Annotated in this window: 4 protein-coding genes and 1 pseudogene; 1 reads left to right on the top strand and 4 read right to left on the bottom strand. The window is 42.4% G+C overall.

Going from position 1 to position 13,705, the window contains the following annotated elements:
• Window positions 1-345 precede the first annotated feature (345 nt).
• The gene (locus tag AC6RNO_RS14415) at window positions 346-804 is read left to right on the top strand and encodes a nucleoside deaminase (protein ID WP_474681831.1); all 459 of its coding nucleotides are present in this window, start codon (window positions 346-348) and stop codon (window positions 802-804) included.
• A 205-nt stretch (window positions 805-1,009) separates the two neighbouring features.
• Here the strand turns inward: AC6RNO_RS14415 and AC6RNO_RS14410 are convergent.
• The 4 genes and pseudogenes from AC6RNO_RS14410 to AC6RNO_RS14395 all read right to left on the bottom strand — a co-directional run bounded on the left by AC6RNO_RS14410 (window position 1,010) and on the right by AC6RNO_RS14395 (window position 13,687).
• Window positions 1,010-2,467 (bottom strand): annotated as a pseudogene (locus AC6RNO_RS14410) (ABC transporter ATP-binding protein).
• Complete coding sequence (locus AC6RNO_RS14405; RefSeq protein WP_497105915.1) at window positions 2,448-2,804, bottom strand: hypothetical protein; 357 nt, start codon at window positions 2,802-2,804, stop codon at window positions 2,448-2,450. Before AC6RNO_RS14405 ends, AC6RNO_RS14410 begins: the two are co-directional and overlap by 20 nt.
• Entirely contained in the window at window positions 2,786-3,760 is a 975-nt protein-coding gene (locus AC6RNO_RS14400; RefSeq protein WP_497105826.1) for an ABC transporter ATP-binding protein, read from the bottom strand. The genes AC6RNO_RS14405 and AC6RNO_RS14400 overlap by 19 nt, the downstream gene beginning before the upstream one ends.
• A 105-nt stretch (window positions 3,761-3,865) precedes the next feature.
• A complete protein-coding gene (locus AC6RNO_RS14395) occupies window positions 3,866-13,687 on the bottom strand; it encodes an amino acid adenylation domain-containing protein (RefSeq protein ID WP_497105825.1) in 9,822 nt (3,273 codons plus the stop codon).
• Window positions 13,688-13,705 lie beyond the last annotated feature (18 nt).

The raw sequence follows: 13,705 nt of genomic DNA, 5'->3' as shown, positions 1-13,705 counted from the left end.
GGTGTAGACCGCCTGCTGCATATTTATGAAGACCCTATATCTTCTTATAACGTGCAGCAGATCCCAAAATCACAGCCTATTCATGCATCGAACCCGCCTCGGAGCTTCTTAATAAAGATCGATTATAGATCTCTAAAATTTTTGGTGTGAAGTATCCCTCAATCATTATTTTTTCTCATTAACGCTGCATTAATATTCTCGAAATCTTCACAAGATTCTGTTTAGTTTGGTTTTGCACGTAAAAAAAATCCTTTACAATGGAATGGAGAGGTAGACCTGTCCATAAATTCGACCTTTTCCATTTCAACCCGAAAGTTAATTTTCTGAAATAAAGGAGAGTAATACATGATAAAAACTGATGAACACTTTATGGCAGAAGCAATCAAACTTGCAGAGCAAGCTAGAGATAATGGAAATGAACCATTTGGAGCATTACTTGTAAAAGACAACGAAATTGTTATGGTTGGCGAAAACCAAATCAATAGTCACTGTGACCCAACACATCATGCAGAACTAGGACTTATCAGAAAGTTCTGTATCGAACAGAATATTTCCGATCTTAAATCCTACACTTTATACACCAGTTGCGAACCATGTGTGATGTGTTCAGGAGCAATGGTATGGTCTAATTTAGGAAAAATTGTTTATAGTGTATCGCATGATCAGTTAGCCGAAATTGCTGGCAGCAATATTATGATATCTTGTAAAGAGGTTTTTCAAAAGAGCCCTAACAAACCACTAGTCATAGAAAATGTTTTAAATAAAGAGGGATTACAAGTCTTTGAAGGCTACCAGTTTAAATAACTCTTCTAAGAATAATCTCTTATCCAAACCTCTAGCGGTCCTTTTTCGATGAGTAGCATTCTACAATGCCCGTAAAGTGCACACGCCAAAACAAACAATTCATTTACGTTCATTTTCTTATACAAATCTTAGTACTTGATCTGCAAATTGTACACGTGTTGCAACAAGTACGGTGACTTTTCCTTGGCTAATCCATCCTCTTCCTTTATTTGACCTGCCATCCGTAGGAATCTTGCTGCAAACGCCATAAATTTGCATAGAGTCCCTCTTTTGCACATAATTCGCTGTGAGTGCCTGCTTCAGCGAGTTGGCCCTGGTCAAGCACAAGGATTTTGTCCGCATGTTGGATCGTCTTCAGGCGATGCGCAATGATGATGACCGTTTTATTGGCCACCAGCTCGTTGATGGCCCGCTGCACTGCGGTCTCATTTTCCGGATCGAGCGAGGCGGTCGCTTCGTCGAGCAGCACAATCGACGCATCTTTCAACAATGCGCGGGCTATGGAAATCCGCTGCTTCTCTCCGCCGGACAATGTCGAACCGCCCTCTCCTACCGGCGTATCATAGCCTTGCGGCAATCGGGAGATGAACTCATGGCAGCAAGCGCGCTTGGCCGCTTCTTCAATTTCTTGTGGCGCAGCGTCCACCCGGTCAAAAACAATCGTCCCATGAGGTTCGATGCTTGCAGTCCCCTGCATCGGCTGCTCCTGCTGCACGTCCATGATGCGCTGCGCGCTATAAGCGGAATACCGCATTTCGCCATAGTTCATCAACACCACGGTCAAAGGTTCGAATACTCGCGTCCCCACCAGCAGGAACAGGAGAAAGACGGGAAGCGAGAGCGTTCCGCCAACGAGCAGTTAGCTGCCGACGTAAATCATGATCGTCATCCCGGAACGGGTCAGCAGCATCGCCCCCATAATCAAAGGACCTATGACGCCTTCCAAGCGGATGGACGCACACATCAACCGGTCAAAGGAAAGACGCAATCGCTCAAACCGTTTGCCTCCCATATTGTGGGCTTTGATCTCCCGTATTCCGGCCAAATATTCCTGAAGCCGGCTGGCAGCTTCATTCTTGGCTTTGACATGGCTCTCGCTTAAACGCGCTTGGAGCGCATCCGTCAGCCAAAGCAGCAGTACGCCGGACGGAACCGCGACGAACATAGCCAATGCCATTTTCCAATCCAAAAAGACGAGTCCTGCCAATGCAAGAACGGGCAGCACAATCGCGCTAACGAGCTGAGGCACATTGTGCGAAATCGTATGTTCGACTTGCCCGTAGTCGCCGAGCAGCAAGTTGGTCATATCCCCCGGATCGCGTTTGCCGAAATAACCTAACGAAAGATGGCGCAAATGCTCGGCCAGTTTCAACCGCCCGGACGCCGCCAGACGATATGCCGCTTTAAATGATTTGTCGTAGAGCAAGGCATAGGTCGTATACGAAACGATCAGCCAGGCGAACAAAATCGCACAGACCGCCCAAAGCCGTCCGGCATTCAAACCCGCTTCCGGTTCAGCGAAGGAACGATAAATCGTACTGAAAATGTCGACCAGGAGCGCTGCGGGAATAACCTTGGCGATTCCGTCCAACAAAGCCGCAAAAGCGGAAGGACATAAGCTTCTGACATTTCCTCCCGAAATATTAGTAAAGTAATGATTCATTTCCCGATCCCTCCTTCGCGGCGGCGGACGCGTTGCCTTTTGCTCCCAGTTTCCAGGAAGCCGCACTGATATGAGCTTGCCACATCTGTTCATACAACCCGTTTAATGCCCGCAGCTCGTCATGTGTTCCCCTCTCTGCAATTTCGCCTTGTCTCACGACCAGAATTTGCTCCGCCGCGCGTATAGTAGACAGGCGGTGAGCGATCATGAGGACGGTTTTCCCCTTCACTAATTCGGCCAGGCCCTGCTGAATGTTCTTTTCGTTCTCCGCATCCGCATATGCGGTCGCTTCGTCGAGCACCAGAATGGGCGCATTTTTCAAGAGCGCCCGGGCAATGGCAATCCGCTGCGCTTCTCCGCCGGATAAATAGTCCCTCCCTCGCCGATTTTAGTGTCATATCCGTCCGCGAGCTTCTCGATGAATTCATGGCAGCAGGCCGTCTTCGCGGCCGCAATGACCGCTTCTTTGGAAGCTGCCGTATTCCCCATCCGAATATTCGCTTCAATCGTATCGTAGAAAAGATGCACATCCTGAAACACGAAGGAGACCATATCCATCAACTTTTCCGTACCGATTTCGCGAATCGGAACGCCGCCGATTGCGGTCATTCCACCCGCTTTTGCGACAAAATGGATATCTGTAAGCACCGGCTTAAAATTCTTGCTCTCTTTCTTTTCATAGGCGAAGCAAACATGATGAAAGGCGATATCGTACATGAGAGGAACTCGGGGAGAAGCAGGCTCCGTCACAATCGGTTCGGCAAAAACAGCTTCAATCCGCTTGTTGCCTTCCACAATTTCTCTCATTCCGCTCCCTATGTACATAAGTTTCATTAACGGCACCGATAAGCTTGGTGTAATGATCAGAAACAAAATAAGCGTAACGGCAAAGGATTGACTTCCGGAATGACCGCTTGCCAGCAAGATGCCGATGGGCACAACAAAAGTAAACAAAGAGCTCACAAGAACAAAAAAGAGACTATACGGTGTCTTGCCCAAATCCGTAATGCGGAGGGTAATATCGCGATATTTGACAACGGCTTGCTTGAACGTTAAAAAGGAATCCGCCCTAATGCCAAATATTTTTACTGCGGGCATTCCCCGGATATACTCCACGCCGGTTGCATTCATTTCTTCCACCGCGTACTGAAATTCCCGATAGGCTTGTTGTCCGCTTTCACTGCTGAACATACGAGCCTGCAGCCACAAGCCGACGACGATCGGAATAATCAGCACCGCTGCCAGGCGCCAATCCAGCCAAAATAAATAACCGATCAATAGAATCGGGATCAACGTAAGCTGTCGCCTGCCCGCCAAGCGCCAGCTTGTCAGAGGCCAACGGGATAAGCCGGCGCATTGCTTCGCCGCTCGCACCCGACGGGTGAAGAATGAGCGGCGCTAAAAACTACTCGACGTAATCAATCCAAGTTCGTTTATTTGAACTTCCGGGTTCGTTACCACCTGTTTAATCATGGAAACAAAATGTTTTTGAATCTGTTCTACGGTGGATAAGTCATAAACATTTGCATTGTACATCAATATGATCTTCATCTTCTCATGGGGCTTTACGATCAAAGTAAAATCAAAGCTATTGTGTTCTGTACCCTCAACATTCATAATTTCAAGCGGTCTTTCCCCTTTTTTGCCCAAATTCTCCATTTGCTCTTCTACAGGAAAATTCTGATATACAACAACATGGTTGATCAAAGATTGTTTTTGCTTGGTTAGATTTTGAATATCATACAAGGAATACGTATCGTATGCATGTGACTCAACGGCTTGTGCCTGATTCCTTTTCATGACTGATATAAAAGAATCCTCTCCCTTAGAATGGATACGAACAGGGATTGCATTGATAAATAATCCAATCATACTTTCGATACCAGGAATGACAGGCGGTCTGCCCGATACAACACTTCCGAATACAACATCGTTGCTTTCATTATATTGCTGCAGCAAAACACCCCAAGCCGTCTGCACGAACGTATGAATCGTAACCTGATGCTGCTCCGCTGCCTGTTTCATTTGCTGGATCAGTGCATCTTCCAAATAACAGCTTAGCGTTCTGGAATCTTGTCTTTCATGCTTCAGTTTGATTTTTTCTCCGGGTAATTTCGTTTGCCCTTCATAGCCTTCCAAGTAATGACTCCAATACGTTACTCCTTCATTGTCTTGCTGTTCCAACCACTCAATGAATTGACTATACGGTGTTAATAAAGTCATTTCGGGTTTTCTGTTCTCCCGAATCGCAAAGTAATTTTCAAAAATTTCTTTGCTTACAAGAGACATACACCAGCCGTCCATTAAAATATGGTGAAAACTCCATATGACGCGGTATTCTTCATTCTTTGTTCGTAAGACAGACATGCGTATTAAAGAATCTTGTTGTAAATCAAATCCTCTTTCCTTGTCCAGTTGGATATAATCGTCAGCATACGCCTTTCGTTGCAACTCATTCATATCCATTAAATCTTCAACATTAAATTCAAATTTTTTCTCTTGATAAACGATTTGCAACGGGATGTCCACGAAATCACGATAAAAATTAGTTCTTAATATCGCATGTCTTTGCATCAAATGATCCAAGCTCTGTGCAAAAGAGGCAGCATCGAAATCTCCACGCATGTCAAACATGATTTGCACAAAATAAGCTCCCGAAATTGGATTTCGTACACTTTCGTACAGCATTTCCTTCTGCAACGGTGTTAGTGGATACACATTTTCGATATGACCGATGTGCTGAGTTTGTTCCACTAATTGATCCAGTTGATCAATGGTTAATGACTTGCATGAAATATCACTTGGTGTAAGTTCGGTTCGTTCTTTCGTAACACAATGTTCAATGACTTCTTTAAGACTTTCCTTATAGAAACAAGCCAACTGCTCCATCGTTTCCCGTTGATATTGTCTTCGACTATAGTTAATGGTGAGCGACAGCCTTCCCTCTATAACGATCCCATTGATATTAAGTACAAACGGTCTCTTGTTGTTTTCACTTACGGATGGTCCGCTGGAATAAGTTGAAAATTTAATTCCACCATTGTCTGAACCTTGATTCACCTGGCCCATATAGTTGAAACTAATTTCGGGATTTTTCTCAAAAGTGAATCCTTCACGCACATGTGACAAATACCTTAAAATCCCGTAGCCAATACCCTTGTTCGGTATCCGGCGCAGTTCTTCCTTAACCGTCTTAATTCTTCTCGATACATCGATCCCGGCTTTCATCGTTAGGATCACTGGGTACATACTCGTAAACCATCCCACTGTACGCGTGATATCCACATCCGGAATGATTTGTTCTCTCCCGTGCCCTTCCATATTCACAACGATTTCTTCCATGCCTGTCCATTCATGAATGGCCATTCCCAGTGCCGTCAGCAATATATCATTAATTTCCGTATTATACGTATGATGTGTCTGCTTTAACAATTGCTCGGTTTCCGCTGCTGTCCACTGAATGGTTATCGTTTCACTATCTTTCCCGATAGTCTCATCACAATCAACATCTTTAGGCAGCGGGTTTATTTCAACCTGCTCCATACGACGCCAATATTTATCTTCTTGCTCCATCGCAGCGCTATCTGCAAAAATAGACATTTGTTCTGCCCATTGTTTAAACGAAGCCGTTTTCTGTGGAAACCGAATTTCTTGACCTCTTAAGAACTGATCATGTCCTGCTTGAATATCTTCATATAAAATACGCCATGAAACCCCGTCAACCACCAAATGATGAATGGCAATAAGTAAATGATCTCCTTCGGCACATTGGAACAAGCCTAGTTTTATGAGAGGCCCGTGATACAGATCTATACTGCACTGAATTTCTTTCGCTTTATTTTCAATGATAGGTGCAGGGTTTACTTCTTTTTTAAGGTCAACGATTTCAAGACTGAATAATTGTTCTTCCTCTATCCCCCGACTCCACGCTTCATATCCGCCTTCAGCCGCTTGACGGTAAACGATACGAAGAGCATCATGATGCTTAACAATCTTATTCATCACGTTGTGAATGAAACTGACTTCAAAACCTTGTTCTCGATAGAACATCATTTCCTGATTGTAGTGATGTGCGTCCGCCATATTTTGATCAAAGAACCAGCGTTGAATCGGTGTCAGCATCACCTGTCCGGTAACTTCCCCTTGCTCAGAAATGGTGCTCGCTGATTTAACGTGTAAACTTAACTCCGCTACTGTCGGATATGTGAAAAAATGCTTCATTTCCACTTTATATCCAGCTTGGAACAAGCGTGAGGAAACTTGAATGCATTTAATCGAATCGCCCCCAAGTTCAAAGAAATTATCCAGGATGCTAATCTTTTGAACGCCGAGCACGGCTTCCCAAGCAGATGTTATCGTTTGTTCTATATGGGTTTGTGGCGCCATATATTCTGTTCCCTTTTGCATGCTTTCTTCTGGAGAAGGCAATGCTTTTCGGTCAATTTTTCCATTTGACGTTAACGGTATTTGCTCTAATCGAACAAAATAAGACGGGATCATATAATCCGGGATTTCTTGAGATAATGCCATTCTAATTTCCTTTGCTGTTAGTGGGCTGTTGCCTTTCCAATACGCACATAATTGCTTCGTTCCATCGTCATGTTCCCGGGCAATAACGACCGCTTCTTGAATGGAGTCTATTTTCAAGAGTGCTGTTTCCACTTCGCCAAGCTCAATTCTGTAACCGCGAATTTTCACTTGATGATCAATCCGTCCCAGATATTCAATATTTCCATCCGGCAGCCATCTCGCGGCATCTCCCGTTCTGTACATTTTCCCTTTTGTAACAAATGGATTATCAACGAATTTCTCTGCTGTTAAATCAGGTCGGTTCAGATAACCTCTGGCAAGCCCCTCACCTGCTACATACAACTCTCCCTGCACGCCGATCGGTTGAATTCGTAGTTGTTTATCCAAAATATACATTTGCAAAGTAGGGATCGGTTTTCCAATATTGCTTTTTCCTGCATGTATTTCGATCCCGGTTATTTCTTTATATGTTACATGAACCGTTGTTTCGGTGATTCCATACATATTAATCAACTGTATGAATGGATATTTTACCCTCCAATCCTTTAATACCGCTGGATTGAGGGCCTCTCCTCCAAAAATCACTTTTCTTAATTTCAACTCTCCTCCATGATCTTTCAGCTCTTCTTGAAGAAGATGATAGAAGTACGTTGGCGTTTGATTCAATATCGTCACTCGCTCATCTTTTAACAATTGTAAAAATTGTTCCGGACTTTTTGCCGTCATTTGCGGCACGATGACTAATTTTCCGCCATAGAGCAATGCCCCATACATTTCCCACACAGAAAAATCAAAACAAAAGGAATGAAACAACGTCCATGTGTCTGAGGCATCAAAGTCAAACAAATTTTTACTATTAAACAATAAACGAACGACATTTTTATGTTCAATACACGTACCTTTTGGTTTACCTGTCGTTCCTGAAGTATAAATGACGTATGCCAATCCCGTTGGTGCAACGGTGATTCCCAAGTTTGAATTGTCTTCATGATAAAACTCGGGATGATCCAGGTAGGCAACCTTTCCTGCAAAAGATATGCGTTCCTGCAAATGACTTTGCAGCAATAATACATGTACTCCCGAATCCTCAAGCATATAACGAATACGATCCTCCGGATATTCGGGGTCAATTGGCACATATGCTCCGCCGGCTTTCAAAATCGCGAGGATGCCAATGATCATATCTAACGATCGCTCAGCTATGATCCCAATTAACTGATCCGCCTCAATCCCTTTGACTTTGAGCGTTCTTGCCAATTGGTTGGCTTTCTCGTTCAGATCTTTATAGGTCAAGTTTTGATCCTCAAATACAACCGCCACTTGTTCAGGAGTTCGCACAGCTTGCTCTTCAAACAGCCCGTGAATCGTCTTGTCCAATGGATATTCAGCCATGGAATCATTAAATACTTCTAAAATTTGCGTTTTCTCTTGTGTTGTTGTCCATTCCATTTCATTTATACGGATATGCGGGTTGTTGATCACTTGCTCCAACACTTGAATCAAATGATCGCGAATGCGTTCTACGCTTGCCCGATCATAGACGTTTGCATTGTAATAGAACATCCATTTCATTTCTTCACCTGGTTTGATAATCAGGTTAAAATCATAATTCGTTTGTTCATCCGCTTCTACATTTGTAATCTGAAGAGCTGTCTTCTCTTGATCTCCAAACTGTTCCATAATGCCTTGTACGGGATAATTTTCGAATACCAGAATATGATCGATCAAATTTTGTTTTTGTTGTGTTACAGCTTGAATCTCATATAATGGATACGTATCGTAATGATGCGAAGCGACAGCTTGTTCCTGATTCCGCTTCAAGAGCTCTATAAATGTCTCATTTCCTTGGGCCTGAATACGTACGGGGATTGTATTGATGAATAAGCCAATGATGCTTTCAACACCGACGATCGCCGCCGGTCTGCCCGATACCACACTCCCGAATACAACATCTTCACTGCCATTATACTGCTGCAGTAACATTCCCCATGCTGTCTGCATGAACGTATTCAGCGTAACCTGATTCTGACTGGCTGCTTGTGTCATTTGCCTAGTCAACTCTTTACTTAGTGTAAAAATCATATTCTCTGAACGATACTCGTCACTCTTCGTTATTGTATTTTCTTTCGGCAGAGCCGTTTGCTCGTCATAACCTTTTAAGTAGTCACTCCAGTATTTCAAAGATTGTTCATGATCTTGCTTTTCCAACCATTCGATATATTGTTTGTATAGGATCGCTCCCTTTTCCTCAGGTTTTCTTTGTTCTTGAATAGCAAAGTATCCTTCGAATAACTCCTTTATAACAAGAGATAGACACCATCCATCCATCAAAATATGATGATAATTCCAAATAAAACGATATGTTTTATCATGGGTATGCAAGATCGAGATACGCATTAACACATCTTGAGACAAGTCGAAACCTTTGATTTTATCTTCTCTCGTATAGGACGCCACATACGCTTCACGTTCTTCTTCGTTCATTTCACGCAAATCTTCATATATAAGTCCATTCTGTTTATGTCGATATACGACTTGCAGTGGTTTATTCTTCCATTTGCTGTGAAAATTAGTTCTTAATATGGTATTTCGTTGCATCATATGATCCAAACTCTTCGTGAAAGCTTCCACATCCAAAGACCCATGAAGATCAAGCGTCGTTTGAATAAAATAAGCTTCAGAACTTGAATGAAGCAGATTATGGAAAAACATTCCGTTTTGCATAGGCGATAACGCATATATATCTTCTATTTCACCAATGTGTGCGGATTGCTGTACAAATCCTTCTAATTCTTCAATGGTGATTCCTTTTAACGAAACATCACTTGGTGTTAATTCCGGTTTCTCTTTCGTCACGCAGTGCATGATAATTTCTTGGAGACAATCCCTAAATAATTTTGTCAATGACTCCATCGTTTCCTTTCGATATTGCGTGCGGCTATACCGAAGTGAAAGCGACAATTTGCCTTCTACAATTAAGGCGTTTATGTCAATAAGATGATTTCTTGTGTGGTTTTCGCTTGCTGTTGCACCGCCCGAGTATGGGGATATCTGCATCGCACTGTTTTGAATATCCTGATCGAATTGTCCCAAATAGTTGAAACTAATTTCAGGATTCAATGTAAATGGAACCTCTTTCCGATTCCCCGTTAAATACCTTGAAATACTATAACCAATGCCTTTTTGGGGAATTTTGCGAAGATTATCTTTGTTTGTCTTGATGAGGCGGGACAAATTTGAGCTTGCTTCCATATTCAGTACAACAGGATACTGGCTAGTAAACCAACCGATCGTACGCGTAATATCGAGATCCGGTATAATTTGTTCTCTTCCATGTCCTTCCAGATTGACCGGAACTTTATCCATGCCAGTCCAATGATGAATAGACATGCCTAATGCGCTTAACAGCAAATCGTTAATCTCCGTTTTATAGGCACGATTCGCTTGTTTTAATAACTGCTCCGTTTCTGCTGCTGTCCATTCCAAAGTTATTTCTTCACTGTCTTTTTCCAGCGCATAATCCTGTCTGTCATCTTTAGGCAGCGGCTTATATGCTGTTTGTTCGATTTCATTCCAATATTCAAGCTCTTGTTTTATGGCTTCACTGTCCGCATACAATTTCAGTTGTTCTGCCCATAATTGGAATGAATCTGTTTTTTGGGGTAGTTGAATCGGTTCTTCATTGCATAATTGTTCATATCCCCTCGAGATGTCTTCTATCAAAATTCGCCATGAAACCCCGTCGATGACCAAATGGTGAATAACAATCAACAGATGATCTCCATCTGCACATTGAAACAAGCCTACCTTCATCAAGGGTCCCTTACCCAAGTTGATACTACTTTGAATTTCATTTGCTTTATTCTCTATCTGTTGAGAAGGATCAGTTAATGGGGTGAAATCCATCACTTCAAACGTATGTAACGGTTGTTTTTCCACCCCTTCATTCCATGCTTCATAACCATGTTCCGTTGGGCGGTATACGATACGAAGCGCATCATGATGCTCGCAAATTTTACTTAATACGCGGCGAAGGGTGGCTCCGTGAAAACCTTCCTTCCGATATAACATAACAGATTGATTATAGTGATGGGCATCCACCTTATATTGCTCAAAAAACCAATGCTGAATTGGAGTCAGCATCACATTTCCAGTTATGATCCCCTGTTCTGACATCGCGCTAATCGGTTGAACATATGGAATTAAGCTTGCTATGGTTGGATATTTAAACAAATGATCCATCTGTACCTGATAGCCCGCTTGATATAATCTCGAAGAAACTTGAATCGATTTAATCGAATCCCCTCCAAGCTCAAAGAAATTATCCAAAACCCCAATTTGCTCAACGCCTAGTACCGTTTCCCAGATGGATGCGAGTTGTTGTTCCACCATAGTTCGCGGTGCTTCGTACTCCATTCCCTTCAACATATTTTCTTTTGGAGCAGGCAGCGCTTTGTGGTTAATTTTTCCATTAGACGTAAGCGGCATCTGATCCAGTTGTACAAAATAGGACGGAATCATGTAGTTTGGCAGCTGCCGGGACAGCTCTTCCCGCAGTTTTCCTATCGTTATTGCTTCCTTACCTACCAGGTATGCACATAATTGCTTTGTTCCCGCTTCATCTTCTCTGGCCATGACGATTGCCTCTTGGATCATGCTTATGTTTAAAAGTGCCGTTTCCACTTCGCCAAGTTCGATCCGGTATCCGCGAATTTTCTCTTGATGGTCCATCCTTCCTATATATTCAATGTTTCCATCCGGCAACCATCTTGCGAGGTCACCCGTCTTGTACATTTTTGCTCCCAAAACAAACGGATCATCTACGAATTTCTCCGCCGTCAGGTCTGGACGGTTTAAGTAACCTCTAGAGAGCCCTGCTCCTGCTACACATAATTCTCCCTGTACCCCAATAGGCTGCAATCCATTCTGTTCCCCTAATATATAGACTTTATTATTCGCAATAGGCTTCCCGATTGAGATGTCTTGATCCGCGCAATTGATAGAAAGAACCGTGGATACGACACTATTTTCGGTTGGACCATATTCATTGCAAACTTCGATGTGCGCATTGATGTGCTGCAATTTGTGCATTAAGGCAGGTATAATCTTCTCACCCGCAGCGACGACATTTTTCATTGAAATCCAATCTTCTGCGTTCACATTTTCCAATAGGGTCATCAAAAAACCAGGCGGACTTTGGATGTGCGTGATTCCCTGCTTTTTTATCATGGTATTGATTGCTGCAGCATCTTTACATTGTTGTTGGTTTAACACATATACCGTCGATCCAGATATAACCGGACCAAAAAAATGGGTAATAAACGAATCAAAAACGAATGGATTCAGCATCAATACCCGATCTTCTCCAGTAAATTTATAAAATTCCGATTTCCACTGAATGGAATTCGCAATGCTGCTGTGTTCGATCATAACTCCTTTAGGATTCCCTGTTGTTCCTGACGTATAGATCACATATGCCAAGTCACGCGGACTCGCTGATTGCTCCAAGTTCAAATGATTGGTATTGTAACTCTCTTCATCATCAAGGACGATGCATGTCCCTTCAAAATTTTCCGTTTTCTGTAAATGACTTTGCAGCAGCAACCATTTCACTTTTGAATCCTCTAATACAAAATGAATACGTTCTTCCGGATATTCCGGATCGATTGGAACATAAGCTCCCCCAGCTTTTAAAATACCGAATAAGCCTACGATCATCTCGAGCGAGCGTTCCGCCATAATCCCAACTAACTGACCCGCTTGCACACCATTAGATTGAAGCGTCCGGGCCAATCGATTCGATTGTTGATTTAATTCTCTGTACGTTAGTTGTTTATTCTCAAATACCACAGCTGCATGATCCGGTGTTCGTTCCACCTGTTCTTCAAATAATTGATGCATCGTCTTGTTCTTTGGATACTCCGCCGCTGTATCGTTAAAATCAAATAAAAGCTTGTTTCTATGAAGCTCTGAATGCATTTCTACTTTACTTAGCTCCAGGTCAGGTTGGTTTAAAACAACGGAAAACAATCGGTCTAAATGTTCTATAACTTGAACCATAAAATCTTGATCATAGCGATCCTTATCATAAAATAATTTCAGATGAATGAACTCATTCTCCAGATCAAAATGGAAAATAGTAGCTGCTGCTTTTACGTTGTTTTCATCAAGGGATGAATGAATTTCATTTAAAGAAACAATGGTATGGATCATAGGTAAGTGGTTCGAATCATATTGTATATTTAAATGTTCGACCATTTTTCTGAAAGGTACTCTTTGATGCTGGATGGCTTCGCTTAAACCTAATTTCACTTGATTAAATAAGGATTTAAATGACATCGTACTATTTATATGATTTTTTAAAATTAAGAACTTATTCGAAAGCGAAAGGTCATTGTTCTTTTCATCAATCGTCGGCATGCCAATAATCATCTTTGTTTCACTCGTATATTTATAAAGCAGGCAATTAACTCCGGTTAATAATATCGTATAAATCGCCATATGAGCGTTTTTCGAGATGGACTTGATTTTATGTGAAACGTCGTATGACAAAGGTTTATATATATAATTGTGATTATCCGTATCGCCTGAATGCTTTGAAGTTGTTTTACAATAGGGCAAATGAATAAGATAATCACCATCTTCAAACCGACTTGCCCAAAAAGATTCTTGTTTTTTAAAAATTGACATACGTCACCCCGATCCACA

This window comes from Paenibacillus sp. sgz302190, from assembly GCF_059820445.1.
The sequence above is the reverse complement of the archived record's forward strand: the minus strand, read 5'-3'. Positions and strand labels throughout refer to the sequence as shown.

What these genes read in the sequence shown, in the direction of transcription:
- AC6RNO_RS14415 (WP_474681831.1), top strand. Translation starts at nt 346, where the DNA reads ATGATAAAAACTGATGAACACTTTATGGCAGAAGCAATCAAACTTGCA.
- AC6RNO_RS14395 (WP_497105825.1), bottom strand. Translation starts at nt 13,687, where the DNA reads ATGTCAATTTTTAAAAAACAAGAATCTTTTTGGGCAAGTCGGTTTGAA.